Annotated in this window: 24 protein-coding genes; 8 read left to right on the top strand and 16 right to left on the bottom strand. The window is 64.9% G+C overall.

Features of this window, described 5'->3' with window-relative positions; all coding sequences use genetic code 11:
• Window positions 1–2 precede the first annotated feature (2 nt).
• Together AC1D1F_RS02485 and AC1D1F_RS02480 are read left to right on the top strand one after the other, a co-directional pair.
• Window positions 3–644, top strand: coding sequence for an ABC transporter permease (locus tag AC1D1F_RS02485; RefSeq protein ID WP_477674815.1), 642 nt, complete (start codon window positions 3–5; stop codon window positions 642–644).
• Window positions 641–1,591, top strand: a complete 951-nt coding sequence (locus tag AC1D1F_RS02480; protein ID WP_477674814.1) for an ABC transporter ATP-binding protein — start codon at window positions 641–643, stop codon at window positions 1,589–1,591. The genes AC1D1F_RS02485 and AC1D1F_RS02480 overlap by 4 nt, the downstream gene beginning before the upstream one ends.
• Here the strand turns inward: AC1D1F_RS02480 and AC1D1F_RS02475 are convergent.
• From AC1D1F_RS02475 to AC1D1F_RS02465, 3 genes are all read right to left on the bottom strand, one after another.
• Window positions 1,588–2,979, bottom strand: coding sequence for an MFS transporter (locus AC1D1F_RS02475; RefSeq protein ID WP_477674813.1), 1,392 nt, complete (start codon window positions 2,977–2,979; stop codon window positions 1,588–1,590). The two genes, AC1D1F_RS02480 and AC1D1F_RS02475, sit on opposite strands and share 4 nt — an antisense overlap.
• A 214-nt stretch (window positions 2,980–3,193) precedes the next feature.
• Window positions 3,194–3,766 (bottom strand): hypothetical protein, encoded by a 573-nt coding sequence (locus tag AC1D1F_RS02470; protein ID WP_477674812.1) that lies wholly within the window; start codon window positions 3,764–3,766, stop codon window positions 3,194–3,196.
• 70 nt (window positions 3,767–3,836) lie between these two features.
• Complete coding sequence (locus AC1D1F_RS02465; RefSeq protein ID WP_436156492.1) at window positions 3,837–4,058, bottom strand: CsbD family protein; 222 nt, start codon at window positions 4,056–4,058, stop codon at window positions 3,837–3,839.
• 209 nt (window positions 4,059–4,267) lie between these two features.
• Between AC1D1F_RS02465 and AC1D1F_RS02460 the strand changes: the two genes are divergently transcribed.
• Both AC1D1F_RS02460 and AC1D1F_RS02455 read left to right on the top strand, forming a co-directional pair.
• A complete protein-coding gene (locus AC1D1F_RS02460; RefSeq protein ID WP_477674811.1) occupies window positions 4,268–4,684 on the top strand; it encodes a MarR family winged helix-turn-helix transcriptional regulator in 417 nt (138 codons plus the stop codon).
• Window positions 4,685–4,770: 86 nt separating this feature from the next.
• Window positions 4,771–5,169 carry a tautomerase family protein gene (locus tag AC1D1F_RS02455; protein WP_477674810.1) on the top strand — a complete coding sequence of 133 codons (399 nt, stop codon included), beginning with the start codon at window positions 4,771–4,773 and terminating at the stop codon, window positions 5,167–5,169.
• Between the two features lie 10 nt (window positions 5,170–5,179).
• Here AC1D1F_RS02455 and AC1D1F_RS02450 read toward each other — a convergent pair whose 3' ends face one another.
• A complete protein-coding gene (locus AC1D1F_RS02450) occupies window positions 5,180–6,799 on the bottom strand; it encodes an ABC transporter permease (RefSeq protein WP_477674809.1) in 1,620 nt (539 codons plus the stop codon).
• Window positions 6,800–6,917: 118 nt separating this feature from the next.
• On the opposite strand from AC1D1F_RS02450, the gene AC1D1F_RS02445 reads away from it, so the two are divergent.
• Window positions 6,918–7,991: an ABC transporter ATP-binding protein gene (locus tag AC1D1F_RS02445; RefSeq protein ID WP_477674808.1), complete on the top strand. Its 1,074-nt coding sequence runs from the start codon at window positions 6,918–6,920 to the stop codon at window positions 7,989–7,991.
• Between the two features lie 6 nt (window positions 7,992–7,997).
• Here the strand turns inward: AC1D1F_RS02445 and AC1D1F_RS02440 are convergent, their stop codons facing one another.
• From AC1D1F_RS02440 to AC1D1F_RS02415, 6 genes are all read right to left on the bottom strand, one after another.
• A complete protein-coding gene (locus AC1D1F_RS02440) occupies window positions 7,998–8,738 on the bottom strand; it encodes a lysophospholipid acyltransferase family protein (RefSeq protein ID WP_477674807.1) in 741 nt (246 codons plus the stop codon).
• Window positions 8,739–8,753: 15 nt separating this feature from the next.
• Complete coding sequence (locus AC1D1F_RS02435; protein ID WP_477695979.1) at window positions 8,754–10,052, bottom strand: dihydroorotase; 1,299 nt, start codon at window positions 10,050–10,052, stop codon at window positions 8,754–8,756.
• Window positions 10,049–11,011, bottom strand: coding sequence for an aspartate carbamoyltransferase catalytic subunit (locus AC1D1F_RS02430; protein WP_477695980.1), 963 nt, complete (start codon window positions 11,009–11,011; stop codon window positions 10,049–10,051). Before AC1D1F_RS02430 ends, AC1D1F_RS02435 begins: the two co-directional genes overlap by 4 nt.
• Window positions 11,012–11,078: 67 nt before the next feature.
• Entirely contained in the window at window positions 11,079–11,591 is a 513-nt protein-coding gene (gene pyrR, locus AC1D1F_RS02425) for a bifunctional pyr operon transcriptional regulator/uracil phosphoribosyltransferase PyrR (protein WP_477674804.1), read from the bottom strand.
• Window positions 11,588–12,010 carry a Holliday junction resolvase RuvX gene (ruvX, locus tag AC1D1F_RS02420; RefSeq protein ID WP_477674803.1) on the bottom strand — a complete coding sequence of 141 codons (423 nt, stop codon included), beginning with the start codon at window positions 12,008–12,010 and terminating at the stop codon, window positions 11,588–11,590. The genes pyrR and ruvX overlap by 4 nt, the downstream gene beginning before the upstream one ends.
• Window positions 12,007–12,594, bottom strand: coding sequence for a YqgE/AlgH family protein (locus AC1D1F_RS02415; protein ID WP_477674802.1), 588 nt, complete (start codon window positions 12,592–12,594; stop codon window positions 12,007–12,009). Before AC1D1F_RS02415 ends, ruvX begins: the two co-directional genes overlap by 4 nt.
• A gap of 66 nt (window positions 12,595–12,660) precedes the next feature.
• Between AC1D1F_RS02415 and AC1D1F_RS02410 the strand changes: the two genes are divergently transcribed.
• A complete protein-coding gene (locus AC1D1F_RS02410) occupies window positions 12,661–14,136 on the top strand; it encodes a cryptochrome/photolyase family protein (RefSeq protein WP_477674801.1) in 1,476 nt (491 codons plus the stop codon).
• Between the two features lie 48 nt (window positions 14,137–14,184).
• Here AC1D1F_RS02410 and AC1D1F_RS02405 read toward each other — a convergent pair whose 3' ends face one another.
• The 6 genes from AC1D1F_RS02405 to AC1D1F_RS02380 form a co-directional block, all read right to left on the bottom strand.
• Window positions 14,185–20,376 (bottom strand): hybrid sensor histidine kinase/response regulator, encoded by a 6,192-nt coding sequence (locus AC1D1F_RS02405; RefSeq protein ID WP_477700648.1) that lies wholly within the window; start codon window positions 20,374–20,376, stop codon window positions 14,185–14,187.
• A 72-nt stretch (window positions 20,377–20,448) separates the two neighbouring features.
• Window positions 20,449–22,740 carry a methyl-accepting chemotaxis protein gene (locus tag AC1D1F_RS02400; RefSeq protein WP_477695982.1) on the bottom strand — a complete coding sequence of 764 codons (2,292 nt, stop codon included), beginning with the start codon at window positions 22,738–22,740 and terminating at the stop codon, window positions 20,449–20,451.
• A gap of 30 nt (window positions 22,741–22,770) precedes the next feature.
• Entirely contained in the window at window positions 22,771–23,301 is a 531-nt protein-coding gene (locus tag AC1D1F_RS02395) for a chemotaxis protein CheW (protein ID WP_436156479.1), read from the bottom strand.
• 21 nt (window positions 23,302–23,322) lie between these two features.
• On the bottom strand, window positions 23,323–23,688 hold the full coding sequence (locus tag AC1D1F_RS02390; protein ID WP_007864987.1) for a response regulator transcription factor: 366 nt from the start codon (window positions 23,686–23,688) through the stop codon (window positions 23,323–23,325).
• Entirely contained in the window at window positions 23,688–24,086 is a 399-nt protein-coding gene (locus tag AC1D1F_RS02385) for a response regulator (protein WP_477695983.1), read from the bottom strand. The genes AC1D1F_RS02390 and AC1D1F_RS02385 overlap by 1 nt, the downstream gene beginning before the upstream one ends.
• A 74-nt stretch (window positions 24,087–24,160) precedes the next feature.
• Entirely contained in the window at window positions 24,161–24,334 is a 174-nt protein-coding gene (locus tag AC1D1F_RS02380; protein ID WP_074576308.1) for a rubredoxin, read from the bottom strand.
• An 82-nt stretch (window positions 24,335–24,416) separates the two neighbouring features.
• Between AC1D1F_RS02380 and thiD the strand changes: the two genes are divergently transcribed.
• Both thiD and hemL read left to right on the top strand, forming a co-directional pair.
• Window positions 24,417–25,385, top strand: a complete 969-nt coding sequence (gene thiD / locus AC1D1F_RS02375; protein ID WP_477700647.1) for a bifunctional hydroxymethylpyrimidine kinase/phosphomethylpyrimidine kinase — start codon at window positions 24,417–24,419, stop codon at window positions 25,383–25,385.
• The gene (hemL, locus tag AC1D1F_RS02370) at window positions 25,366–26,712 is read left to right on the top strand and encodes a glutamate-1-semialdehyde 2,1-aminomutase (protein ID WP_477695985.1); all 1,347 of its coding nucleotides are present in this window, start codon (window positions 25,366–25,368) and stop codon (window positions 26,710–26,712) included. Before thiD ends, hemL begins: the two co-directional genes overlap by 20 nt.
• Window positions 26,713–26,956 lie beyond the last annotated feature (244 nt).

Genomic DNA, 26,956 nt, shown 5'->3' with positions numbered 1-26,956 from the left:
TGATGCTTGCCGACGCCTGGAACTATGTCCTTGCCCACCCCGCGCAGTTTTACCGCGCGCTGGGCGTGCACGTCGCGCTTTCGGCATCGGCGCTGCTCATCGCCGCGCTGATCTGCGTTCCGGCCGGCATTGCCGTCGCGCGCAGAAGTGGCCTTTCACTGGCCGTCGTCAATGTCGCCAATGTCGGGCGCACCCTGCCCTCGCTGGCCGTGCTGGCGCTGGTGATGCCGATTTTGGGCACCGGTTTTACCCCCGCCCTCTTTGCTCTCACGCTGATCGCGCTACCGCCCATCGTGACGCACACCATCGTCGGCATGCGTGGAGTGGATGCCGACGCGGTGGATGCCGCCATCGGCATGGGCATGACGCGCGCCGCGCTGCTGTGGCAGGTGGAATTGCCCATGGCCATGCCGGTCATCTTCGCGGGCCTGCGCACCGCCGCGGTGCAGATCATTTCGGGCGCCGTGCTGGCCGCCTTTATTGGCGGCGGCGGGCTGGGCGACTTCATCACCGCGGGTATCGCGATGATGGCCGTGCCCCAACTGCTGGTGGGCGCCATCCCGGTGGCGCTGCTGGCGCTGGGCACCGACTTTCTTTTTGGCGCGCTGCAGCGCCGCATGACTCCCCAAGGGCTTCGCGCATGATCACACTCGACCGCCTCACCAAGTCCTTCGGCGGCAGTGCCCAGTCGGCCGTCGACGGCTTGTCGCTGACCGTCAACACGGGCGAGATCTGCGTGCTGATCGGCCCCTCGGGTTGCGGCAAGACCACCACCATGCGCATGATCAACCGCATGGTCGAGCCTGATTCGGGGCGCATCGAAGTGGGTGGGCGCGACGTCACCAAGATGGATGCGGTCGAATTGCGCCGCTCCATCGGCTACGTGATCCAGCAGGTGGGCCTGTTTCCGCACATGACCCTGGCCGAGAACGTGGCCACCGTGCCCAAAATGCTGGGCTGGGATTCGGCGCGCATCGCCAAACGTGTGGATGAACTGCTGGCGCTGGTCCACATGGACCCGTCGATCTACCGCAACCGCTTTCCGCGCGAACTCTCGGGCGGGCAGAAGCAGCGCGTGGGCGTGGCGCGCGCGCTGGCGGCGGACCCGCCGGTGATGCTGATGGACGAACCTTTCGGCGCCATAGACCCGATCACACGGGCTCGCCTGCAGGACGAATTCCTGCGCATCCTGCGCGAGCTCGGCAAGACCATTGTGTTCGTCACCCACGACATCGACGAGGCGATTCGTATGGGCTCGCGCATCGCAATCCTGCGCAATGGCAAGGTGGTGCAGTACGACACGCCCGAACGCATACTTGCGCACCCGGCGGATGCCTTCGTCGAAGCCTTTGTGGGTGGCGACCGTTCGCTCAAACGGCTGGCCCTGCTGACGGCAGGGCCCTATGTGGAAAGCGGCACGCCCGCCGCCAATGCGCCGCGCCTGCCGGCTGCGACGCCGCTGCGCGACGCGCTGTCGGCCATGCTGGACGCCGGCGCGAATGAGGCCGCAATTGTGGATGCGGAGGGCAAGCCGCTGGGCCGTGTCACCTTGCAAAGCATTCAGCAAGCCGCGGCTGTCGCCCGCGCCTAGGACTGGCGCATCCGCAGTACGCTGCAGACACCCGCCAGCGCCGCAAAGCCGGCCGCCAGCCACAGCGCGACAAAAGAACCATGCCCGCCCTGCGGGTCGAACATCGCAAAGATCATCGCGAGCAAGACCGCGCCCAGAGTCTGGCCGGTCAGCCGCGCCGTGCCCAGCATGCCGCTGGCGCCGCCGCTGCGGTGCGGTGGCGCCGAGGTGATGATGGTGTGGTTGTTGGGTGACTGGAACAGGCCGTAGCCTATGCCGCACAACGCCATGCGCCAGACGATGTCGAGCTGGGACGGATGCGGCGGCAGCAACGCCAGCAAAGCCAGGCCCAGACAGAGCAGCGCCATGCCGATACCGCCCAGCACACCACCGGAATAACGCCCTATCAGCCGTCCCACCATGGGCGAAGTCACCACAATGGCCAGCGGCCAGGCCGTCAGCAGCAAACCGGCCTGCAGGTGGGTGAAGCCGTAGTTGCCCAGCAGCAGGAAAGGCAGGCTCACATAGGCCAGGGTCTGCGCGCAGAAAGCGCCTATGGACGTACCCATGGACAGCGCGAAGACGGGGATGCGCAGCAAGTCCAGCGGGAACAGCGGCAGCGGCTGGGCCAGCTGGCGCCGCACATACACCACGCCGACGGCGATGCCCGCCGCGAGTTCCGCCAGCGGCAGCCAAAGCGAGCCGGCAGCCTGGCCGCCGGGCACGGTTTCAATGCGCACGCCCAGGCCGTCGACGCCCAGGAACACCAGGCCGAACATCAGCGCGTTAAGCGTCACGTCGATCGCTGACAGCCGGCCCGGGGCCTTGGCGTGGTTGTCGGGCAAGGCCTTCCGGCCCAGCCATACCGACAGCAGGCCGAAAGGCACGTTGAGCGCGAACAGCCAGGGCCAGGAGGCCACGGAGAGGATGGCTGCCGCGATCGACGGCCCGGCCACCGAGGCCGTGGCCACCACCAGCGAGTTGATGGCAATGCCGCGGCCCAGCAGGTGCTTGGGGTAGATGAGGCGCACCAGCGCCGTATTGACGCTCATCAGGCCGGCCGCGCCCAGGCCCTGCAGCACACGGGCCAGCGCCAGCGTGGTCAGCGAATCGGCCATCGCGCAGGTCGCAGAAGCCAGTGTGAAGACCGACAGGCCGACCAGGTAGACGCGGCGGTAGCCGACGATATCGCCCAGCGAGGCCAGCGGCAGCAACAGCGCCAGCGTGGCGACCTGGTAGGCGTTGATGACCCAGATGGACTGCGCGGCGGTGGCATTGAGTTCGCGCGTGATGTCGGGCAGCGCGAGGTTGACGATGGTGCCGTCGAGCACCGCCATGACGATGCCCAGAATGATGACCAGCAACGCACGCGTGCGCTCGCGCGCGGGCAAACCATCCTGAACAAGCATGCGGACCTTTGTTATTAAGCGGGCGGTCAGTACGGCTGCCGCGCAGTGCCTATTTTAGGAGCGCCTCCGGAAGAGCCGCCGGGGCCGGCTGCCTTGCCCCAGTGCCGTCCTTGGGAAAGACGGTGCCGGATGTGAGAAATCCCGGCATGCAGGTGCATGGCCGGGATTTCGAGAGGTCCGTGACCCCGTTGAGTGCCGCTGGCGTGGCCTTACATTACTTCATGCCGTATTTGGCCTTGGCGTCGTTCTGGCAGCCGTCTTTGGCGGCACCGGTCAGCGCATCGCAACGCTCCTTGGCGGCCTTGTAATCGGCTTCACGTTTTTCCGAGCTGGCGTCTTTTTTGGCTTCGGCGACCTTGTCGGTCTTGTCCTTGCTGGTATCGGCGGCGGTCTTGGTGACCTTGGCGTCTTCCTTGGCCTTGACATGGGCGGCCTTGGCCTCCTTCACACAGACATCCTTGGCGTTGCCCTTCTGGTCATCGCACTTTTCCTTGGCGGTGTCGTAGGCAGCGTCGGCTTTGGCAAAAGCCACTTTCTCGGTGTTGCGCGGGCCGGGTTTGTACTGGGCTTCGAGTTCGGCCTTGGCGACTTTTTCAACGCCCTTGGCTTCCGAGACGCAGATGTCCTTGGCGTTGTCCTTCAGGGTGCCGCATTTGTCGCGGCTGGCCTTGTAGTCGGCCGAGATGCGGTCTTCCTGGGTCTTGTACTCTTCCTTGGTCATTGCCATGGCGTTGCCGGCAAAAGCGCAGGACATCACGGCGGTCAGCATCAGCAATTTGGTTTTCATGGATAACTCCTTTGGGATGGTGTGAATTTATTTGTGCTCGTCAGAGTCGTTGCGGTGAAGGGGAGGCGGTTCAATACCGTTCGAAGAAGTCCGTCGGGTTGCGGTCTTTCCACACGGCAACCTGCTTTTCTGCCTCTTCCTTGCTGATGCCGTGGCGCTCCTGGATCTTGCCGAGCAGCTGTTCGCGCTTGCCGGCGATCACGTCAAGGTCGTCGTCGGTGAGCTTGCCCCACTGCTCCTTGACCTTGCCCTTGAACTGGCGCCAATTGCCTTCCATGCGGTCGTGGTTCATGGTGTTCTCCTCAAAAAAAAAGGTAATCCGCCCAGTGGCCGCAAGCAAGATGCTCACGGACAATGGACATGAATTCACCATACGGCGGAAGCCATCCGCGCGCCGTAGGCCCGCGTATTCGATGGGCGTAGGCTCATGCTTACAGCCCGTTGGCAATGAGGTTTTTCCAACTAGTTGCATAGCTAATTAATTTCTGCTACAGTGCATCCATGTTTGACCACTGCCTTTATTTCAATACCACCGCGCTGGCCCGCCTGGTCGACAAGGAGTGGACGCTGGCGTTCAAGCCCTTCGGCGTCACGCCCTCGCAGGGCTTCATGCTGCGGCTGGTGCTCAAGCAGCCCGGCATGCCGCAGCACGAGATCGCCGACGAGCTGACGATCTCGCGCCCCACCGCCACGCGGCTGCTCGACGGCCTGCAAGCACTGGGACTGGTTGAACGCAGGAGCCTGGAATCCGACGGCCGCCACTGGGCCGTGTTTCCCACCGCCGAGGCCGAGGCCCTGCATGCCGGCATCAACAAAGCCAGCGGCGACGTGACACGCCGCATCCAGCAACAGATCGGAAAGGAGAACTTCGATGAAACCGTAGCCCGTGTCAGGAGCGTGTCTTCCGCGCTGAAATGAAGCGCGCGAAACGCTTTTTCATGTCCTTTTTTTTACCCATATAGTTGCATAGCTAACTATTAATTTCAACCCACCGGAGAAATCACATGCCCATCCTCAATGTCAAAGTCAGCCAGCCCGCCAGCCCCCAACTGACGAACGCCATCGCCGAAACCCTGCTGGAGCTGACCACGCGCATCCTGCGCAAAAAACGCGAACTGACCGCCATCGCGATCGACTTCGTGCCGCCCGAACACTGGATCGTGGGCGGCAGCACGCTGGCCAGCCAGGGCAAGAACAGTTTTTATTTCGACATCAAGGTGGTGGACGGCACCAACACCAAGGACGAGAAAGCGCGGTACGTGGCCGAGGCCTTTGCCGCTTTCAGCAAGTTGCTGGGCAATGTGCACGATGAAAGCTACATCTACGTGCACGACGTGCGCGCTGAGGCTTACGGCTTCGGCGGGCTGACGCAGGAATACCGCTACATCAAGGCAAAGGCCTGAGGACTGCGCGTTACCTGGAGCGCAGGGTGCGGCTCAGCAAAGCCACCGGCAGCAGGCCGACCAGCACCAGGGCCAACGCCGGCAGGGCGGCCTCGCCGAGGCGTTCGTCGCGCGCCAGCTGGTAGGTGACGACCGCCAGAGTGTCGCTGTTGAAGGGCCGCAGCACCAGCGTGGCGGGCAGCTCTTTCATGACGTCGACAAACACCAGCAGGCCGGCCGCCGCGACGGATCGCTTGAGCAGCGGCCAGTGCACGCGCGCGAGTATGCCCAGGCCGGGCGTGCCCAGCATGCGCGCACTGTCGTCAAAGCTGGCGGGGATGCGGGAATAGCCGCTTTGCAGGCTTTGCAGGGCCACGGCGCTGAAGCGCACCAGGTAGGCCCAGACAATGCCCAGCACCGTCGCCGTGACCCAGTAACCCGCGCCGGTTTGCGGCGCGGCCGCCTGCAGCCAGCCCACGGGCAGCAGCAGGCCGACCACGATGACTGCGCCCGGCACCGCATAACCCAGGCTGGCCAGCTGCACCGCAGCCCGGGTCAGCAGCCGGGGCTTGCGGCGCACCGCGAAGGCCAGGCCCAGTGCCAGGCCGGTGGCCAGCAGCGCGCTCAGGCCTGCCAGCCAGACGCTGTTCAAGGCCCAGCCGAAGAATTTGTCCCACAGCAGATTGTCCCAGCCCAGCACCAGCGGGCGCAGCATGAACAGCACCGGCAGCACAAAACCCAGCGCGATCGGCACGGCACACACCAGCCAGGCTGACAAAGCGCGCGCGCCGCGCAGCTGCACCGGCGCCGCGTCCTGCGCGCCGGCGCGCGCGCCGCGTCCGGTGGCGAAGCGCATGCGCTTTTGCGCGCCGTGTTCAATCCACAGCAGCAGCGCGACAAAAAACAGCAGCACGGTGGCCAGCTGGGCGGCGGCGATGCGGTTGTCCATGGACAGCCAGGCTTTGTAAATGCCGGCGGTGAAGGTCTGGATGCCGAAGTAGCTGGAGACACCGAAGTCGGCCAGCGTCTCCATCAATGCCAAGGCGACACCGGCGGCCACGGCCGGGCGCGCCAGCGGCAGCGCCACACCGCGTATGCGGCGCGACAGCGGCGCGCCCAGCAGCCGGGCTGCCTCCATCAGGTGAACGGCGCGCTCTGACAAGGCCGTGCGGGCGAGCAAATAAACATAAGGGTAAAGCGCGACGGTGAACACCAGCACCGCGCCGCCCAGGCTGCGCACCTCGGGCAGCAGCCGCCCCTGCAGGCCGAAAGACGAACGCAGCCAGCTCTGCAGCGGGCCGGCGTACTGCAGGAAGTCGGTGTACGCATAGGCCAGGACATAGGCCGGCATGGCCAGCGGCAACAGCAGCGCCCATTCAAATACCCGGCGGCCCGGAAACTCGAACAAGGTCACCGCGCTGGCGGTCGCCATGCCCACCACCGCTACGCCGAAGGCCACGCTGACGCACAGCAGCAGGGAGGTGGCGGTGTAGTCGGGCAGCACCGTCTGCAGCATCTGCAGCAGGATGGACTGCGCCTGGGCGTCGAACTGCAGCCAGGACAGCGCCACGGCGACGACCGGCAAGGTGAGCAGGCCCACCAACAAAAAGAGCACGGCGGAAGGAACTGTGGAAATCAGGCGGCGCAGCATGTAGACCCGGAAAAAGGCCTCTGCAGAAAGAGGCCCTCCCCTCGCTGCGCGTGCCGTGGTGTTGCAGCGGTCACTGCAAATGAGAATTGTAAGCATCCAGGGCCCTACAATCGAGCCCATGTTTCTGGATATCTCCCAGCTGGGCGTGCACTATGCCGGCCGTTCCAAACCCGCGGTCGACGGCGTGTCCTTCAGCCTCCAGGCGGGGGAGATCGGGGTCCTGATCGGGCCTTCGGGCTGCGGCAAGACCACCCTGCTGCGGGCCGTCGCCGGCCTGGAGCGTGCCAATGCCGGCAGCATCACGCTGGCCCGGGAGCTCGTCAGCAGCGCCGCCGTCCATATTCCGGCCGAATCCCGCCGCATCGGCATGGTGTTCCAGGATTACGCGCTGTTTCCCCATCTCGACGCCGCCCACAACGTCGCTTTCGGCCTCACGCACCTGCCCGCCGCCCAGCGGCAGCAACGCGTCGGCGAGGTGCTGGAACTCGTCGGCCTGGGCAACGTGCACAAACGTTTCCCGCATGAGCTCTCGGGCGGCCAGCAGCAGCGCGTGGCGCTGGCGCGGGCGCTCGCGCCGCAGCCGCGCCTGCTGCTGCTGGACGAGCCCTTTTCCAATCTTGACGTGGACCTGCGCGAACGCCTGGCGCACGAGGTGCGCGGCATCCTCAAGGCCGCCGGGGCGACCGCCCTGTTCGTCACGCACGACCAGCTCGAGGCCTTCGCCATCGGCGACCGCATCGGCGTGATGCACCAGGGCCGCCTGCACCAGTGGGACGAGGCTTACGCGCTGTACCACCGACCCGCCACGCGCTTTGTGGCCGACTTCATCGGCCATGGCGTGTTCGCGCAAGCCCATATCGAGCAGCTCGGCGACGAGGTGGTGGTGCACACCGCGCTCGGCGACCTCACGGACATGCTGGAATGCCCCTTGCCGGGCGCCTATGCCGGCGGCCTGTGCGACGTGCTGCTGCGGGCCGATGACATCGTGCATGACGACAACGCCCCGGTCAAAGCGCAGATCCAGCGCAAGGCCTTTCGAGGGTCGGAGTTTTTGTACACGCTCAAACTGCAGACGGGCGAGACGGTGATGGCGCATGTGCCTTCACACCACAACCACGCGCTGGGCGAGTGGATAGGCATACGCGCCGAGGTCGACCACGTCGTGACCTTCCCGCGTGAAGAAAGTATCTGAGAGCCTCTAAGCTTTTTGCCGCAGCGCTTCGATATCTTCGCGCAGCGTCTGCGCCCACACCCGCCGCGTCTGCCCCTGGGGCTGCTGCGGCTCACCGAAAACCACCACCGCCTTGAGCGGCGGCGCCGTGAGCGTGCGCCAGATCGAACCGGCCAGGGTCTCGTCATCGACATAGCTGGGCGCGAAGCTGGTGGCGCCGCTGACCGCGTCAACGAACTTCAGCGCCACCGGCTGCACCGGCACCGATGCCTCGATGGCCGCCTGGATCAGGTTGGCATGGAAATGCTTGAGGGTGATGCCGTCGCCCGTCGTGCCTTCGGGAAACACCGCCAGGATGTCACCGGCCTGCAGGCGCTCGGCCATCTGCGTGACCACCCGGTGCGCGTCGCGCCGCGATTCACGCTCGATGTACAGCGAGCCGGCGCCGTCGGACAGCGTTCGCACGAAAGGCCAGTCCCGCACGTCCGCCTTGGAGACAAAACGGCAGTGGCGCGAGGCGTGCATCACCAGGATGTCCAGCCACGAGATGTGGTTGGCCACCAGCAGCATGGGGCCGCCGGCGGGCGGTGTGCCCTTGACGACCAGCTCGATGCCGACGATGCGCAGCATGGCCCCGGCCCATACCTGCACGCGCGCCTCCTGGTCGGCCTGCTCCAGCTTGGGGAACAGTGTTTTGATCGTCCAGAAACCCTGCACCGCGTGCACGGTGGCGCGCAGCAGCGTCCAGCAGAAACGAAGCCATCTCATGGGTTTGCGTGCGCCTCAGTGCGAAGCTTCATAGGCGAGCTGCCCGCCCACCACGGTCCAGCGCACGCGCACCGGCATCTGGTGGCCCGAAAACGGCGTGTGCTTGCCCTGGCTGCGCAGCGCGGCCGGCTCGACGGTCCATTCGCTCTTCGGGTCGAACACGCAAAGATCCGCCACGCCGCCCTTGACCAGCCGGCCCGAACTGCTTTGCAGCGTGCCCAGTGCATCGCCCAGCACGCGCGCGGGCTCGCTGGTCAGCACCGCCAGCGCGCGGACCAGCCCGGCGCCGCTGTCGCTGCCCCACTTGCAGGCCAGGCCCAGCAGCAGTTCCAGCCCCGTGGCGCCCGGCTCGGCCTCGGCGAAAGGCAAGGTCTTGGCATCCTCGTCGACCGGGGTGTGGTCGGACACCAACGCGTCGATGGTGCCGTCGGCCAGGCCCTGGCGTATGGCGTCGCGGTCGCGCTGCTGGCGCAGCGGCGGGTCCAGGCGCATGCGGCTGTCGAAATAGCCGATGTCCACGTCGGTCAGGTGCAGGCTGTTGATGCTGACGTCGCAGCTCACAGCCAGGCCCTCGGCCTTGGCCCTGGCGACCAGCGCCACGCCCGCGGCGCTGCTGACGCGGCACAGGTGCACGCGCGCGCCGGTGGCACGCACCAGTTCAAAAATCGTGTGCAGCGCGATGGTTTCGGCCGCGACGGAAACGCCGCTCAGGCCCAGGCGCGTGGCCAGCGCACCGCTGGCGGCCACACCCTGGCCCAGGTACAGCTCCTGCGGCCGCAGCCACACGGTGTAGCCGAAGGTCGAGGCATATTGCAGCGCGCGCATCATGACCTGGGTATTGGCCAACGGCACCTCGGCCTGGCTGAAACCGACACAGCCCGCCTCTGTCAGCTCGACCATCTCGGTCAGCGTCTCGCCCTTCAGGGCGCGGGTCAGCGCGCCCAGCGGGAACACGCGCGACTGGTGCAGTTTTTCGGCGCGGAACTTGAGCATCTCCACCAGGCCGGGCTCGTCGAGCACCGGGTCAGTGTCGGGCGGGCAGACCAGGCTGGTCACGCCGCCTGCGACAGCCGCGGCCAGTTCGCTTTCAAGCATGCCTTCGTGTTCATGACCGGGCTCGCGCAACCGGGCCGACAGGTCGATAAGGCCGGGCGCAACGATGCAGCCCGTGGCGTCAATGGTCTTGTTGGGCGCGAAATCGGCGGGTGTGTTTTTGAGCGAGACGATGCGGCCGGCCGCGATGGCAACGTCGCAGGTTTCGTCGAAGTTGGAGCCGGGGTCGATGACGCGGCCGTTTTTGATGAGTATCTTCATGCTTCGTTCCCTGCAACTATGCTCATGACGGCCATGCGGACCGCGATGCCGAAGGTGACCTGCGGAAGGATCACGCTCTGCGTGCCGTCGACCACCGCCGAGTCGATCTCGACGCCGCGGTTGATGGGCCCGGGGTGCATCACGATGGCGTCGGGCTTGGCCAATTGCAGCTTCTCGGTGGTCAGGCCGAAGCTCTTGAAGAACTCCTGGCTGCTGGGCAGCAGCGCACCCGACATGCGCTCGTTCTGCAGGCGCAGCATGATGATCACGTCGGCGTCCTTGATGCCTTCTTCGAGCGTGTTGCAGACGCGCACGCCCATCTGCGCCATGTCGGCCGGCACCAGGGTCTTGGGGCCGACCACGCGCACCTCGGGGCAGCCCAGCGTGGTCAGCGCGTGGATGTCGGAGCGCGCCACGCGCGAATGCAGCACGTCGCCGACGATGGCGACCGTGAGATTGCTGAAGTCCTTTTTGTAGTGCCGTATGGTGTACATGTCCAGCAGGCCCTGCGTGGGATGCGCGTGGCGGCCGTCGCCGGCGTTGATCACGTGCACGTGCGGGGCCACGTGCTGGGCGATCAGGTAGGGCGCGCCCGATTCGCTGTGGCGCACCACAAACAGGTCGGCCGCCATGGCGCTCAGGTTGGCGATGGTGTCCAGCAGCGACTCGCCCTTGGAGGCCGAAGAGCGCGCGATGTCCAGGTTGATGACGTCGGCCGACAGGCGCGTCGCGGCGATCTCGAAGGTGGTGCGGGTGCGCGTGGAGTTTTCAAAGAACAGGTTGAAAACGCTCTTGCCGCGCAGCAGCGGGACTTTTTTGACTTCGCGGTTGTTGACGCTGACGAAGTTGGCGGCGGTGTCGAGGATTTGCGTCAGCGTGGCCTTGGGCAGGCCTTCGATGGACAGCAGGTGGATCAGCTCGCCGTTCTTGTTGAGTTGCGGGTTTCGTCGGTACAGCACGGTGTGGACTCCTCTTGTTCTCTTGTGGGTCTCGTTGTGTTCTTGGGTCTGCTCTTGGGTCTTGGGCTCAGGCCTGGTGGTCCTGCACCTGGAAGCTGAACCGGCCGTCTTCGGCGCGTGCCAGTTCCAGCGACTGCGAGGCCGGCAGCGCCACCCGCGCCACGGCGAGATCGGGCTGCACCGGCAACTCGCGCCCGCCGCGGTCCACCAGCACTACCAGCTTGACGCTGGCGGGCCGACCGTAGTCGAACAGCTCATTGAGCACCGCGCGTATGGTGCGGCCGGTGTAGAGCACGTCGTCGACCACGACCAGGTGGGCGCCGTTGACGTCGAAGGGCAGCAGGGTTTGCCCGCTGGAGGCCAGGCCGCGCTGCGAAAAATCGTCGCGGTGCATGGAGGACGACAAAATGCCGGCCTCACCGGCCAGGCCCAGGTCTTTTTGCAGGCGCTGCGCCAGCCAGGCGCCGCCCGAGGCCACGCCGACCAGCATGGGCGGCTGGGGATAGGACGCCAGCTGCTGGCGCATGCCGCGCAGCAGGTCGCTGTACAGCGCCTCCGCGTCCAATGTCAGGCTGCTCATGGAAGACTCCTTAAAAACTGCTCGAGGATGATGCAAGCCGAGGCGGCGTCGGCGTCGAGCGCGCCGCCGGCCAGGGCCTCGGTGGTGCTGTAGCGCTCATCGACTTCGAAGACCTGCAGGCCGAAGCGGCCGCGAAGCTGGCGGGCGAACTTCTGCGCGCGCAGGGTATTGTCGTGGCTGGCGCCGTCGGGATGAAAAGGGATGCCGACCACCAGCGCATCGGGTTGCCATTCCTTGATGCGTGCTTCGACGGCCTTGAGGCGGGCGTCGCTGCCTTCGGCGGCAATGGTGGCTTGCGGCGAGGCGGTGCGTGTCAGCACATTGCCGGTGGCCACGCCGGTGCGCCTGAGACCGAAGTCGAAAGCCAGAAAGGTTTGGAGGCCGGCGGCCGGGGAAGAAGGCATGGCCGCGAGGCTCATGCGTGGCCGGCCTCGGGAGAGAGCATCCAGCTTTGGAGGCCCAGCAGCATCAGCGCCTTGTCGTAGCGCTGCTCGACCGGCGTGTCGAAGATCACGCCGACGTCGGCGGCAACGGTGAGCCAGCTGTTGTCGGAGATTTCCGATTCGAGCTGGCCTTCGCCCCAGGCGGAGTAGCCGAGCGAGACGAACACCCGGCGCGGGCCGGCGCCCGTAGAGAGGGCTTCCAGCACGTCTTTGGAGGTGGTCATTTCGAGGCCGCCGGGAATCGTCATGGTCGAGGCATAGACCGATTCGTTGCCGGGCATCATGGATTCGTGGAGTACAAAACCGCGCTCGGTCTGCACCGGGCCGCCCTGGAACACCGGGGCTTGCGTCAAGTCATCGCGGCGCAGGGGCAGCTCGACTTTATCGAACAGGTTCTTGAGGCTGATGTCGCTGGGCTTGTTGATGACCAGCCCCAGCGCGCCGCGGTCGCTGTGTTCGCACATATAGACCACGCTTTTGGCGAAAGCTTCGTCGTCCATCCCCGGCATGGCGATGAGGAAGTGATGCGTGAGGTTGATCGATGCGGAATCCGTGGCCATGCCGGGATTTTACGCGCACTGGGAGGTCTGGGTCACGGCATGCGGGCCTTTCGCTACCATCCCACCATGCAAAAGAAATACCGGGCCGGCCTGATGTGGTTCAGGCGCGACCTGCGGGCCCAGGACAACGCCGCGCTGCACCACGCGCTCAAGGCTTGTAAGCAGGTGTTTTGTGTCTTCGTGTTCGACCGGGACATCCTGGACACCCTGCCCCGGGCCGACCGCCGTGTGGAATTCATACACGAATCCGTGCTGAGCCTGGGCGGCCAGCTGCAGCGGCTGGGCGCAGCGAATGGCAAGCCGCATGCGGGCCTCATCATGGTGCATGGCCATGCCGGCGAGGCCGTGCCCCGGATGGCTGCGGAGCTGTCCGTTGACGCGGTGTTCGCCAACCATGACGATGAGCCCCAATCCCTCGCGCGCGACGCCGCCGTGCAGGCCGCGCTGGAAGGCCGGGGTGTGGCCTTCCACAGCTTCAAGGACCACGTGATCTTCGAGCGCCAGGAGGTATTGACGCTGGCGGGCAAGCCCTACACGGTGTTCACGCCTTACAAGAATGCCTGGCTCAAAAAGGTGGACGATTTTTACCTCAAGCCTTACCCGGTAGCGCGTTACGCGGCAGCACTGGCGGCCGTGCCCGATGAAAAGCGCGCCATTCGCTCGCTGGCCGAACTCGGGTTTGAGAAAACCAATCTGTCGGCGCTGAAGATACCCACCGGCAGCGAAGGTGCCGACCGGCTTTTTGAGGAGTTCAAAGGCCGTATGGCGAACTACAAGTCGGCGCGCGACTTCCCCGCCGTCAAGGGGCCCAGCTACCTGGGCGTGCACCTGCGCTTCGGCACGGTGTCGATCCGCCGTCTGGCCGCCGCGGCGCTGAGCCCGGAGCACCGTGACAGCGAAGGCGCCGCGACCTGGCTCAGTGAATTGATCTGGCGGGATTTTTACGCGCAGATCCTGGGCAACTTCCCGCACGCCGCGCACAGCGCGTTCAAGCCTGAGTACGATGCGATCGCCTGGGAAAGCGGCGACAAGGCCAACAGGCTGTTCCAGGCCTGGTGCGAAGGCCGCACAGGCTACCCGCTGGTCGACGCCGCGATGGCGCAGATCAACCAGACCGGCTATATGCACAACCGTCTGCGCATGGTGACGGCGAGCTTCCTGGTGAAAGACCTGGGCATCGACTGGCGCAGGGGCGAACGCTACTTTGCCGAAAATCTCAATGATTTCGACCTGTCAGCCAACAACGGCGGCTGGCAATGGGCGGCAAGCACCGGCTGCGATGCGCAACCCTACTTCCGGATCTTCAATCCGGTCAGCCAGGGCGAAAAGTTCGATGCGGACGGCAGTTTCATCCGCCGGTACGTGCCGGCGCTGGCAAAGCTGCCCGCCACTGCCATCCACAGCCCCTGGCTGGCCAGGCCGCTGGAACTGGCCGCCGCGGGCGTGGTGCTCGGCCAGGACTACCCCTTGCCCATCGTGCAGCACGACGAAGCCCGTGCGCTGACGCTGCAGCGCTATGCGGTGGTGAAAACAAAGGCCTGAGACAGCCGCCCCCGCGCGGGGGGCGGCCTGCGTGAATCCGCCCGAAGCTCAGGCGGAGATCGCGGTCTCGGCGGCGCAGTAGTGCCGCACCAGGCTCATCAGCTCTTCTTCGGAGAACGGCTTGCCCAGGTAGTGGTCAACGCCGAGTTCCTTGGCATGTTCGCGGTGCTTTTCAGCGATGCGCGAGGTAATCATGATGATGGGCAGGTTGTTCAAGCGCACGTCGGCGCGGATATTGCGCGCCAGGTCGAAGCCGTCCATGCGCGGCATTTCGATGTCCGACAGCACCACGGCGGGCCGCTCTTCCTGCAGGCGCTCAAGGGCCTGCAGACCGTCGGCCGCCATGGAGACGCGGTAGCCTTCGCGTTGCAGCAGGCGCTGCGTGACGCGGCGCACCGTGATGGAATCATCGACCACCAGAATCAGCGGGATCTGCGGGGCGGAAGGTATCAAGGCCGGCGCTTTCGCGGCGCCGCCTGCCGCCGTGGCGCCGGCTCCTTCGAGCACATGCGGTTCGGCGCGGTCGGTGCTCCAGGCACGGGCTTGCTGGCCGTACACCGAAGCCAGCGCGACCGGGTTGTAGATCAGTACAACGGCGCCGGATGCCAGCACGGACATGCCGGCGAGGCCCGGCAGGCGCGACAGCTGCGGCCCGAGATTCTTCACCACAACTTCCTGGTTGCCCAGAACTTCATCGACGTGCAGGGCAATGCGCTGCGCGGCGCTTCGGAAAATCACGACAGGCGTGGTCTTGCCCTGGACTTCGCCGCTGTGGTGCGAAGCTTGCAGCAGGGCGCCCGACCAGAAGAAAGGCATGGATTCGCCGGCGATCTCCATCGTGCCGGTGTTGTAGGCCTGCTGCAGTTCCTTGGCGGACGCGCGGCGCACGGTTTCAACCACGTTGGCGGGCACGCCCACCGAGAGGTTGCCGGCGCGGATCATCACCACCTGCGTCACGGCCGTGGTCAGCGGCAGCACCAGCTTGAAGTGGGTGCCTTTGCCTGTCACGGTGGAAGTTTCAATCCGGCCGCCCAGCGAGTTGACCTCGGAGCGGACCACATCCATGCCGATGCCGCGGCCGGCCAGTTCGGTCACCTGGGCGGCGGTGGAGAAACCGGGCATGAAAATCAGGTTGGCGGCGTCGCTGTCTTCCAGGGCCTGGTCCGGCGCGATCATGCCGAGGCTGACGGCTTTTTCGCGGATGCGGCGCAGGTCCAGGCCGGCGCCGTCATCGCTGAAATCGACCGAAACGTCGTTGCCTTCCTGGCGCAGGTGGACGGTGATCAGGCCGACCGGGTCCTTGCCCGCGTTGGTGCGGGTCTCGGTGCTTTCAATGCCGTGGGCTACGCAGTTGCGCAGCAGGTGTTCGAAGGCGGGGGTCATGCGGTCCAGCATGCCGCGGTCCATCTCGATGGTGCCGCCCAGCAGGTCCAGCTTCACCTGTTTGCCGGTTTCCTTGGAAGCCTGGCGCACCACGCGGTACAGGCGTTCGGAAATGCCTTCAAACTCCACCATGCGCGTGCGCAGCAGGTCGCGCTGCAGTTCGCGGGTCTGGCGTGCCTGGGCGATCAAGTCGTCTTCCGTCGCTTCCACCGTGCGCTGCAAGGTGCGCTGCACGGTCGCCACGTCATTCACGGATTCAGCCATCATGCGCGTCAGTTCCTGCACGCGAGTGAAACGGTCGAACTCGAGCGGGTCGAAGCCGGCCTGGGCTTCTTTGGCCTGCGCGAGGCGCGATTGCATCTGGGTTTCGGCCTGCAGTTCGATGTCGCGCAACTGTTGGCGCAAGCGGTTCAAGTTACCGCTCATGTCGTTCAGCGAACCGCGCAGCTGGCTGAGCTCGGCTTCCAGGCGCGAGCGCGTGATCATGACCTCACCGGCCTGGTTGACCATGCGGTCCAGCAACTGGGAACGCACGCGTATCGAGGCATTGGCTGCTTGCCGCAAGGGCTGCATGGCCATGGTCTGCGGTGCCGGCACCGAGAGTTTGCGCGAGCCGGCTGCCGCAGCAGCGGCAGGCGCGGGGCTTTCCACCGCTGTTTCAGTAGCGCCGGGCGTGGCGGCAGCTTCGACAGTCGCGGAGACCGGTTCAGGATCGGCAGCGGCAAGGGGCGCCAGCACCACGGGCGCGGCGGCAGCCGCCGCATCGGCGTTGCGCAGCGCTTCAAACGCCGCTTCCATCGCGTCAAAACGGTTGATCAGCGGTTCGAACTCAGCCGAAGCCGCGGCATCGGAGCCGAGAAACTCAATTTCGGATTCGATCCTGTGCGCCATTTCGCCGAGGCGCAGGGCGCCGGCGAGCCGGGCGCTGCCCTTGAGCGTATGGAGCGCACGCAGCACCTCCATGCGCGCGCCCTGGTTGTCGGGCCGCGAGGACCACTGCCGGAGCGCGCCGCCCAGTTGGGGCATCAGTTCGGCGCCTTCTTCTTCAAAAATCGGGAACAGGTCGGGGTCGATCGCGTCGACCGCATCGATTTCCTCGTCCTCTTCGTCGCCGAAATTCTGCGTGACGGGCGCAGCCGGCGTGACCAGCCGCACCGGCGGCGCGACAGCCATCGGCGGCGCGACAAACGCGGCGGGCGGCGGCACGGGCGCGGCCTGCACAGGTGCGGGGGCGGGTACGGGCACTTCGATGAGGGGGGTTTCCTCGACGGCCTGCATGAGCACCGGGTCAAATTCCGGTTCGGGCTCAGGCAAGGGAGCGGACTCCAGGACCGGCTCTTCGGGCGCGAAATCGTAGTCGGAAAAATCGGTGCCGGGCGGCAGGACCGAGTCGGAGAAATCAAGTTGCCGCAAGCGGTCAAGCACGCCGGCATCCGGCTCCTTGAGGAAGCCCGCGGCGAACTGGTGCAGCAGGCGGCGTATATCTTCCGCCGCATCTACAAAGATCTGGCCGTACTTGGCGGCGCCGTTGCGGTGATGCGCGCGGGATTGCTGCAGTGCCTGCTCGAGTGCGCGGGCCATTTCGGACAGCGCGTCGAAACCGACCGTGGCGGAGCTGCCGGCCAGGGAATGCGCCAGGGCCACGGTGGAGTCGCTGACCGGCTGGTTACGCTCCAGCGACCATTCGCTCACTTCCGTCACCAGCCTGCGCGACCATTCATCGGCCTCGTTCAGGTAGACGTTGTAGAGCGGGATGCCGATGCGCAAAGTACCTATGACCTTGACCTGCTCATCGCCGCTGCCGTCTGCGGACATGGCGCTGTCGGTCGCTTCCACGCGATCCAGTGCATCCAGCTCCTGGACGGGAGCGGGTTCGTCGAAAGCGGGGGCCTGTGCCGCTGCGAGCGGCTGTGCAGGTGCAGGAAAATCGAAATTCAGGTCAGTGTCGACGGCCAGGCCGGTTGTCACCGGTTCGGCCGCTTCGGCATGGAAATGCTTGTCGAAGTCCGCGTCGGACAGCTCGATGGCTTCGGCCGTGTCCAGTTCCAGCGCAGGGCCGGTATCGGCGGCCGCAGGAACACCGGCGTCCGCGGAAATCGCCGACAGGCTGTCGAAGTCGATGCCGGCGATCTCGGCCGCGGGCGCAATCACCGGCTCAGCGGGCTTGGCTGGCGCGGCGGCGTCCAGGTCGTCAAATACCAGGTCAAAGTCCAGGTCGGTCGCGGGCGCCTGCGCTGGGTCGGGTGCTGCGCTCGCGGCTGCGGACGTACCGGCGTCCAGTTCAAATTCGGGCAGCGAGAATGCCTCGGCCGCAGCCGGCTCCGCGGCGGGCGCAGCGTCGGAAACGGCCACGGGGGCAGGAGCGGCGGCGGCTTTGGCGGCCGGGACCAGCGGGCTGTAGCGACCTTCGGTGCGCATCGCATCGGCGCTGGCGCGGAAGGTGGACGCCGCCCAGGCGCCGTCCTGGTTCGCGGCGATGTCCGCGATCCAGTCGGCGAAACCACTCATGGCTTCGGAGGACAAGGCCCTGAATTCGTCGGTAGTGGGCTTCTGGTCGGCCAGCCAGGTGTTGAGCATCTGCTCCAGCGACCAGGCGGCTTCACCAAACTCGTTGAGCCCGACCATGCGCGAGCTGCCTTTGAGGGTGTGAAAAGCGCGCCGCAGGACGGTGAGCTGCGAAATGTCGCCTGGATCCGAGGCCAGCGCGGCCAGGGCTTCCTGGCCGTTGCCGATCACTTCGCGCGCTTCCTCCAGGAAGATGTCGCGCAGGTCGTCTTCTTCAAAGTCGTCGGACGCGGCCGGGCTTGCAGGCGCGGCCGGTGCCGGCGCCACGGTGAACGCCAGCGTCGTCATTGCGGTTGCGGCGGCGTCGGCATCGCTTGCGGACACGGCAACGGCGGCGTCGCGCGCGGTTTGGGCCAAAGCCGGCTGTTCGGCCAGCGCCGCATGGGTCGCCAGGGCATCGAGCTTGATGGTGAGGTTGGCGTCGGTTTCGCCCTGGCCGGCATCCTGCACCACGGAAATGACTTCCTGGGACAGCATGTCGCTGTTGACGGTAACGGCCGAAGCGGCGCTCGCCGCGTTCTGCGCGCGCCCCATCAGCGGCCGGAGCTCGCCTTTTTCGTCGTCGTAGACAAAGAGCTTCTTCGCCAGCGCAGGCTGGTAGTTCAGCATGTCGATCAGGAAGCTCAGGGCACCCAGGTTGTTGCCCAGGTGTTCGAACGTGCCCGCGGCGCGCGCCTGCTGCTCGTCGACTTCGGTGACCAGCATCTGCTCGACGCTGTCGCGCATGCGCAGCACCGCGTGGGAGGCCTGGTCCAACCCCAGCACGGACAGCACGCCGCGCATCTGCGAGAGCTGCCCGGGAACGGCTTGCAGCGTCACCTTGTCCTGCGGATTGCGGAAAAACACATCCAGCGATTTTTCAAGCTCGCCCAGCGAGATGCGCAACTCGCCCACCACGCTGCCCATGGTCTGCTTGTCGCTGACGCGGCGGTACAGCTCTTCCATCCAGCCTTCCAGCGGCTGGGGTTGCCCGCCGGCCCTGACGCCTTCCAGGCGCTCGGCGAGGTTGGCCGTGCGCACCGCCAGTTGCGGGTCGTTAGGGTCCAGGTCGTCAAACGCGGCTTCCAGGTACAACACCGACGTGGCCACTTCCATCGCCAGTTCAATGCCGGGGGCATGACCCGAGCGCACCGTGGTTTCCACGGCCCGGCTCAGGGCCTGCGCCAGCGGCTCGCTGGGCGGATGGAGCTTGAGCAGGGAATCGGTCACCAGGCTGAACTGGTCGCTGACCGTCTTGAATTTGTTGGCGTCCCCAGCGGACAGCGACGACCAGGTTTCCTTGGCCGAGGTGATGCGCTTGCGAGCCTGCGCCAGCAGGGCCGGGTCAAAACGCCCGAACTGGACGAGTTCGTAATCGACGGGCTTGAAGCGGTTCAGGCCGTAGGCCGAGCGCACGGCCGACAGCACCGGCGTGTCACTGGCGCGCGCGGAAACCGCCTGCGAGCAGAAAAACAGCAGGTCCTGCGCCAGGCGGTCCGACACACCCGTGTCGCCTTTGGCCAGCGACGCGTACTGCATCAGGATGCGGGAAGCGGCGCGCTTGACATACAGGTCCGAGCCGAGCAGTTCATTGGCGACCGCTTCAAAGTAGGCCGCGGCTATTTTCCAGAAGATACGGGGCTGGCGATCGGCCTGCCGTGCGGCAAATCCAAGGCTGAGTTCCTTGAGGTTTTTAGCGGCCTGCGGCGCTTTGCCCTTCATGACCTGCAGCACCGACTGGTCCAGCACAGCGCGCGCGCTGTCATCGTAGTTGCGCGGTTCGGCCGTGGCCGGGAGTTCGGGCTCCAGCCAGCGCCATTCGAAAGGCCACAGGTCGGCGGGATGGATGCGGTCGGCGCGCACCAGTTCCTGCACGTCGCGGTACTGGGGAAACAGGGACACGGCCGAAACGCGTTTGTCGGCCAGCACGCCTTCGAGGTATTCGGTCAGGGCAAAGCTGGCCCGTTCAATCTTGCCGGCGGCGTCCTGGTTGCATTGCTCGGGCTGCTGCACAAACTTCTGCACTGCGGCTTCCATCGCGCGCAGCACCAGTGCGGGGCCGGCCAGGCCGACCATTTCGAGCGCGCCCACGGCCTGGTGCAGTTGCTGGCGGGCAATCCGCAGCTGGCTGGCATCGATGGCAGTGAGATCGGAACCACGGGCGGCTTCCGCGTCCCGCACGAAACGCTTGAGCGCCTTGGCAGCGCCGTCCAGCGACTTGCGAAGCTCGTCAAGCACCCATGCGAGGGGGCCTAGATCGTTGACCGCAAGATCGAGCTCGGCAGCGGTTGAGTTCGGGACGTTGGATTGCATAAATGGCGGGCCGGTTCAGGAATCGGTGTCAGAGGCTAAGGCGGCGGTCAGCGCACGACGGGCAAACTGGCATCAGGCGATCTTGAATCGGGACACCGACTGGCGAAGCTCTTCAGCCATGCGGGAAAGATCGCGCACCTGCTGCGCCGTGGAACGGGTACCTTCTCCGGTTTGCTCCGTCACCGCGAAAATGTGCTGGATGTTGCCGGCCACCACGTTGGCCGAAGCGGCTTCGCGTGAGGCGGAGTTGGAAATCTGCTCAATCAGGTCAGCGAGGCGTCGTGACACCTGGTCAATCTCGGTCAGCGCGGTACCCGCGTTATCGGACAGTTTGGCCCCTTCCACCACACCCTGCGTGGAGCGTTCCATAGCGGCCACGGCATCCTGCGTGTCGGTCTGAATGGCTTTCACCAGGGCCGAAATCTGGCGCGTCGCATCGGCGGAACGTTCAGCCAGTCGCTGCACCTCTTCCGCAACCACCGAGAAGCCTCGCCCGGCTTCACCGGCTGACGCCGCCTGGATGGCCGCGTTCAGCGCCAGCACGTTGGTCTGTTCGGTAATGTCCGAGATCAGCTCGGTAATTTCACCAATCTCCTGGGACGATTCGCCCAGCCGCTTGATCCGTTTCGAGGTTTCCTGGATCTGGTCACGGATGGAATTCATACCGCCGATGGCGTTCTGCACGGCCTGAAGGCCGGATTCGGCGGCGGTCAGCGATTGGCGCGCCACCTGGGAAGATTCCTGCGCCTGCGTGGACACCTCATTGATTCGGGACGCCATGTCGAGCACGGACTGGCCGGTTTCGCGAATCTCGCGCAGCTGCTCGGTGGACGCCGCCAGCAGTTCGGTGGAGGTGCTTTCCACCTGGGCCGTCGTTTGCGCAACCCGTGTAGCCGTGTTTTGCACGTTACCCACCAGCTGGCGCAACTCTTCCACCGTGTAGTTCACCGAGTCGGCAATAGCGCCGGTAATGTCCTCGGTCACGGTCGCTTCCTGCGTCAGATCGCCTTCAGCCACTGTCTGCAACTCATTCATCAAACGCAAAATGGCGGCCTGGTTAGCGTCGTTGACGCGCTTGGCGTCCTGTTCCTGGCCCTTCGCTTCCTGGCGCTGGGTTTCCGCAACCGCCTGGCGCTGCTGGCTGTCCAGCACCTGCAGACGGGCCAGGCCACCCGCGCAGAGCAGCGCAAGCGCGGCGGCGCCCGCCAGAATACCCAGCGAAACCACGCTCAGACCGGTTTGCGAGGACAGCTTACCCTGCAAATCTTCCAGGCCGCGGCGAAGCGGTTCGCTGTCGGCAATGATGGAGGATTGCGCTTCACGGGCGGACACCAGGCCCTGCAAGTTGCCCAGAATGGCGCCGGCCTGCACGCGGGTCTGTTCGTAGAGTGCCATCAGCGCCTCCAGGCGCTCACGGGTTTGTGGGTCCTTGGAGCCGGCCAGGCGCAGCTCGGGGCTGCCTTCCTGCAGGCCCTGGGCGATTTCCTTGAAGGAGTTCAAGTCCTTGCCCAGCAGGAACACGGCCTCGGGGCTCACGCCTTCCATGGTCAGGAATTCGTTGGCGGATTTACCGATACGCTGGGTCAACATCACCAGCTGGCCGGAGGCGGAAATTTCCGCCGGCGCCGCATTTTGCTGGAGCTTGAGTGAAGACACGGTTTCGGCGATTTCCAGCAAGTCCGAAGACTGGCGGTTAATCGTGCGCAGCGCGTTACCCACCTGGGTCAGAATGTTCTGCTGTCCCATCACGGTTTTGGCGTTCTTTTCGGCGCGCTCCATGAAAGGGGTCACCTTTTCCACATCGGGCTGCAGTTCCTCGCTCACCGGTGCCAGGCGCAGGCTGTCTTCGCCGGCCTTCAGGCCGCGCACGGTCTTGGCCAGCACGTCGGAGCTTTCGCGCACGTCGGGGAAAGCCTGGGCGCTGCCCACCAGCGCCTGCGACACCGATTTCGCCAGTCGCTGCGATTGCATCAGGGACTGGCCGGTCGCCGCCACCTGTTGAGCGATTTTGTCGGCCTGGCTCAGCGCCAGGAAGGTCACCGTACCCAGAACAATCACGAAAACAGCCAGGAAAAACACCAGAAACCGCTGGTGCTGACCCATGGTCTTGCGGCCCAGCATGGGCAGGTACAGGAGCTCGGGGTTGGCGACGGATACCGATTCTTCTGCCGACGCGATGCGGCTGGACCCGAAGGCATCGTCATTGCTGTCCGCACGCCGCACTGCCGCGGTCTGGAGGGAGGCTTCATCCATGGCGCCGGTTGCCAGCGGATCCGGCGTGCCGACGGAAGCCATGTCCATGCTGTCCTCGGGCTGGACGGACTTGGTTTTAAACAGCTTCTGGATATTTTCAATTACAGACATGGTGAGCCTTCCGGGGGGAAACAGTGTGCGCTATGCGCCTATCGTCAAAAAATGCGCTTGCTGGGCAAGCAACTGAAGGTTGATTTCCTGCCAGGTTGCACCGTTGAGGTCAACATACTGGTTGCCAAAGAAATCCGGCGCGTCGGGCGCTTTTTCGGAGAAATCGCTGAACGCGTCCTGGTTGCGCAGCCCGGAGAGCTTGTCGATCAGCAGCGCGCAGTTGACTTCCAGGGCGCTGTTGAGCGCCACGAGACGGGAGTCGGTCCGCGCGAGTTCATTTTTGGGAGGCGGCGCCTGGCCGCTCACGTAACTGGCGAGATCCACCACGCCAAACAGGCCGCCCCGCAAATTGGCAACCCCGGCGAACCAGTTTTGCGTGTACGGAACAGGCTGTGTGCTAACCCAGGGGAAAATTTCACCGGACTGGCTCAGCGGAAACAGGTACTTTTTCCCGCCCGCTTCCACGGCCAGCCAGGACGCGGCAACGCCTTGCGTACGCGCAATCTGCAACCTGTCGGCCAGCCGGGTTTGTAGTTCTCTAAGGGCTTGTCTATTCGCCATGCTTTGGTTTTACGCCGTAAATCAGCCGAGGGCCTTGATCTTGGCCATCAGCTCATCCGCATCCACCGGTTTGGTGATGTAGTCGCGGGCGCCCTGGCGCATGCCCCAGACCCGGTCAGTTTCCTGGTTCTTGCTGGTGCACATCATGATGGGAATATCGGAATACAGCGGGTCGCGCGTGATGGCACGCGTGAGCTGGAAGCCGTTCTGGCCCGGCATCACCACATCCATGAGGATCAGCTCGGGTTTGTCTTCTGCGAGGCGCCGGAACGCATCTTCCGCATTTTCAGCAGTTTTGACCGTGAAACCATTTTTGACCAGCAGATCGGTCAGAAACATCAATTCGGTTTTGGAGTCGTCAACTACCAGTATTTTCTTGATTGCCATCACGCTACTCCTTGTTTGGCGCTGCCCAGTTCCTGAACGGTCTGCAGCAGCTGATCTTTGGTAAAAGGCTTGGTCAGGTAGTCTTGCGAGCCCACCATGCGACCGCGCGCCTTGTCGAAAACGCCGTCCTTGGAGGACAGCATCACAATGGGAACGTTAGAGAACTTCACATTGCGCTTGATAATGGCACAGGTTTGGTAGCCGTCGAGGCGCGGCATCAAGATGTCGCAAAAAATCAGATGGGGTTCGTAGTCGTTGACCTTGGAAAGGGCGTCGAACCCGTCCTCGGCCAGCAACACTTCATGCCCACCCTGCTTCAGAAATATCTCGGCGCTACGCCGGATGGTATTGCTGTCATCGATGACCAAAACCTTCAGTCCGGAACTGGGAATGCTCACTGCCTATGCTCCTCATGTTGCAGGCGCCGGCGGTTGGCGCCGGTCTGCGATTGTCCAGGCTGGTAGCCGGGCACTTAGATCTGAACCATTTCAAAGTCTTCCTTGCGCGCCCCGCATTCGGGGCAGGTCCAGTTCATGGGCACTTGGGCCCATGGCGTCCCGGGTGCAATGCCATGTTCGGGCGCGCCGGCAGCTTCGTCATAAATCCAGCCACAAATTAAACACATCCACGTCGTTGATTGAGTCACAGCTTAAGTTGCCTTCGAATAGAATGCAACAATTGTATCGAGGCGGCGTTGCTTATTCGCGTACAAGGCAAAATCGCAGCCTATGGCAAACCCCAAAACACCTCAACTGGACAGCCGACAGCTCCAAATCGAGGACACCGACGCATCACCGGCCTGCGTCATGACATTCAATGCCAACGACCCCAGCGGAGCTGGCGGATTGACAGCGGATATCGCCTCCATCACCTCGGCCGGCGCGCATGCGCTGGCGGTTGTAACAGGCGCCTATGTACGCGACACGGCCGAGATTTTCGACCACTTCGCCTTCGATGAAGAGGCTGTAACAGACCAGGCCCGCTCCGCGCTCGAAGACATGCCGGTCTCGGCCATCAAGGTCGGCTTCGTCGGCAGCCCCGAAAACATTTCCACCATCGCCGAAATCGCTTCGGATTATGCCGATGTCCCGCTGATCGCCTACATGCCCAACCTTTCCTGGTGGGAAGAAAGCGAGATCGACAGCTACCTGGACGCCTTTCGCGAATTGATGTTGCCGCAAACCACGGTGTTGGTCGGCAACCACAGCAGCCTGTGGCGCTGGTTGCTTCCCGACTGGCCCGGCGAGCGCAATCCCACCGCCCGCGACATCGCCAAAGCCGCCGCCGACCTGGGCGTGCCCTATACGCTGGTCACCGGCATCCCCATGCCCGAGCAGTTCATCGACAACGTGCTGGCCACGCCGCAGGCGGTGCTCTACAGCGAGCGATTCGAGCGATTCGAGGCGATCTTTGCCGGCGCCGGTGACACCCTGTCCGCCGCCCTCTGCGCCCTGCTCGCCAACGGCCACGACCTGCAGGCGGCCACCGCCGAGGCCCTGACCTTCCTGGACCACAGCCTGGACGCCGGCTTTCACCCCGGCATGGGCAACATCGTGCCGGACCGCCTGTTCTGGGCGCAGGCCGACGTCGACCCCGAGGACGAAGCCGGGGAAGAAGCGGGCGACACCAACGACGACGTCGAGCTGACGTCCAAACCCTCTCTTGACCTGCCCCCCAATGGAACAACCAAACACTAAGCCGCCCGCCGCTTCCCAGACCGCTTCCCAGACCGCCTCCCGCAACGACGCCCTCTTTGAACGCGCCAAAAAACTGATTCCCGGCGGGGTCAATTCCCCGGTCCGGGCCTTCAAGGCCGTGGGCGGCACACCGCGCTTCGTGCAGCGCGCGCAAGGCGCTTACTTCTGGGATGCCGACGGCAAGCGCTACATCGACTACATCGGCTCCTGGGGCCCCATGATCCTGGGCCACGGCCACCCGGCGGTGCTCGAGGCCGTGCAGAAGGCCGCGCTGGAGGGCTTTTCCTACGGCGCGCCCACCGAACGCGAGGTCGAGCTGGCCGAAGAAATCGTGCGGCTGGTGCCCTCGCTCGAAATGGTGCGGCTGGTGAGTTCCGGCACTGAAGCGGCCATGAGCGCCATCCGCCTGGCGCGCGGCGCCACAGGGCGCAGCAAGATCATCAAATTCGAGGGCTGCTACCACGGCCATGCCGACGCCCTGCTGGTCAAGGCCGGCTCCGGCCTGGCCACCTTCGGCAACCCGACCAGCGCCGGCGTGCCGCCCGAAGTGGTGCAGCACACCCTGGTGCTCGAATACAACCACATCGCCCAGCTCGAAGAAGCCTTTGCCCTGCACGGCAAGGATATCGCCTGCCTGATGATCGAGCCCATCGCCGGCAACATGAATTTCGTGCGCGCCAGCCTGCCCTTCATGAAACGTTGCCGCGAACTGTGCACGCAGCACGGCGCGCTGCTGGTATTCGACGAAGTCATGACCGGTTTTCGCGTGGCCCTGGGCGGCGCGCAAAGCGTCTATGCCCGCGGCATTCCCGGCTTCAAGCCCGACATGACGGTCATGGGCAAGGTCATTGGCGGCGGCATGCCGCTGGCGGCCTTTGGCGGCACCCGCGCCGTGATGGAACAACTCGCCCCCCTGGGCCCGGTCTACCAGGCCGGCACGCTCTCCGGCAACCCGGTCGCCACCGCCTGCGGCCTGGCCACCCTGCGCGAGATCTCGAAACCGGGTTTTTACGAAGCCTTGGGCGAACGCACCCGCAGCCTGGTCGCCGGCCTCACGCAGGCGGCAGCCAAGGCCGGTGTGCCGTTTAGCGGCGACAGCGAAGGCGGCATGTTCGGCTTTTTCCTGCTGGGGCAATTGCCGCAGAACTACGCCACGGTGATGACCACCGACGGGGCGTCGTTCAATCGCTTCTTCCATGCGATGCTGGACAGCGGGGTTTATTACGCGCCTGCGTTGTATGAAGCCGGGTTTGTCAGCTCGGCTCATACCGCTGGGGATATTGAGGCTACTGTGGAAGCGGCTGATCGGTTTTTTGCTGCTTCCTAGGTTGTTCTAGCGGTTGGGTTCTCTTCTGAGTCCTGTTGGCCGGGGGTTGCCCGGCGGCAAGTAACTTTCTTTTGCTTCGCCAAAAGAAAGTCACCAAAGAAAAGGCGACCCGCAGTCTGGGTCCCCTGCGCTTCGCTACGGGGCAACCTGCGGTGCTCGAGCCAAGCGGGGTCCGGCTAAACTCGCTTCGCTCAGACAACGCCGGCCCTGATCCGCTTGTCTCTGCGCTCCTCGGCCCAGCCAG

This window comes from Polaromonas sp. P1_H6 (genome assembly GCF_056405195.1).
Note: the sequence above shows the minus strand (reverse complement) of the source record. Positions and strands in the feature narration are given on the sequence as shown.

Excerpts from the sequence above, each read along its gene's own strand:
- AC1D1F_RS02485 (WP_477674815.1), top strand. The coding sequence starts at position 3 with ATGCTTGCCGACGCCTGGAACTATGTCCTTGCCCACCCCGCGCAGTTT.
- AC1D1F_RS02480 (WP_477674814.1), top strand. The coding sequence starts at position 641 with ATGATCACACTCGACCGCCTCACCAAGTCCTTCGGCGGCAGTGCCCAG.
- AC1D1F_RS02475 (WP_477674813.1), bottom strand. The coding sequence starts at position 2,979 with ATGCTTGTTCAGGATGGTTTGCCCGCGCGCGAGCGCACGCGTGCGTTG.
- AC1D1F_RS02470 (WP_477674812.1), bottom strand. The coding sequence starts at position 3,766 with ATGAAAACCAAATTGCTGATGCTGACCGCCGTGATGTCCTGCGCTTTT.
- AC1D1F_RS02465 (WP_436156492.1), bottom strand. The coding sequence starts at position 4,058 with ATGAACCACGACCGCATGGAAGGCAATTGGCGCCAGTTCAAGGGCAAG.
- AC1D1F_RS02460 (WP_477674811.1), top strand. The coding sequence starts at position 4,268 with ATGTTTGACCACTGCCTTTATTTCAATACCACCGCGCTGGCCCGCCTG.
- AC1D1F_RS02455 (WP_477674810.1), top strand. The coding sequence starts at position 4,771 with ATGCCCATCCTCAATGTCAAAGTCAGCCAGCCCGCCAGCCCCCAACTG.
- AC1D1F_RS02450 (WP_477674809.1), bottom strand. The coding sequence starts at position 6,799 with ATGCTGCGCCGCCTGATTTCCACAGTTCCTTCCGCCGTGCTCTTTTTG.
- AC1D1F_RS02445 (WP_477674808.1), top strand. The coding sequence starts at position 6,918 with ATGTTTCTGGATATCTCCCAGCTGGGCGTGCACTATGCCGGCCGTTCC.
- AC1D1F_RS02440 (WP_477674807.1), bottom strand. The coding sequence starts at position 8,738 with ATGAGATGGCTTCGTTTCTGCTGGACGCTGCTGCGCGCCACCGTGCAC.
- AC1D1F_RS02435 (WP_477695979.1), bottom strand. The coding sequence starts at position 10,052 with ATGAAGATACTCATCAAAAACGGCCGCGTCATCGACCCCGGCTCCAAC.
- pyrR (WP_477674804.1), bottom strand. The coding sequence starts at position 11,591 with ATGAGCAGCCTGACATTGGACGCGGAGGCGCTGTACAGCGACCTGCTG.
- ruvX (WP_477674803.1), bottom strand. The coding sequence starts at position 12,010 with ATGAGCCTCGCGGCCATGCCTTCTTCCCCGGCCGCCGGCCTCCAAACC.
- AC1D1F_RS02415 (WP_477674802.1), bottom strand. The coding sequence starts at position 12,594 with ATGGCCACGGATTCCGCATCGATCAACCTCACGCATCACTTCCTCATC.
- AC1D1F_RS02410 (WP_477674801.1), top strand. The coding sequence starts at position 12,661 with ATGCAAAAGAAATACCGGGCCGGCCTGATGTGGTTCAGGCGCGACCTG.
- AC1D1F_RS02405 (WP_477700648.1), bottom strand. The coding sequence starts at position 20,376 with ATGCAATCCAACGTCCCGAACTCAACCGCTGCCGAGCTCGATCTTGCG.
- AC1D1F_RS02400 (WP_477695982.1), bottom strand. The coding sequence starts at position 22,740 with ATGTCTGTAATTGAAAATATCCAGAAGCTGTTTAAAACCAAGTCCGTC.
- AC1D1F_RS02395 (WP_436156479.1), bottom strand. The coding sequence starts at position 23,301 with ATGGCGAATAGACAAGCCCTTAGAGAACTACAAACCCGGCTGGCCGAC.
- AC1D1F_RS02390 (WP_007864987.1), bottom strand. The coding sequence starts at position 23,688 with ATGGCAATCAAGAAAATACTGGTAGTTGACGACTCCAAAACCGAATTG.
- thiD (WP_477700647.1), top strand. The coding sequence starts at position 24,417 with ATGGCAAACCCCAAAACACCTCAACTGGACAGCCGACAGCTCCAAATC.
- hemL (WP_477695985.1), top strand. The coding sequence starts at position 25,366 with ATGGAACAACCAAACACTAAGCCGCCCGCCGCTTCCCAGACCGCTTCC.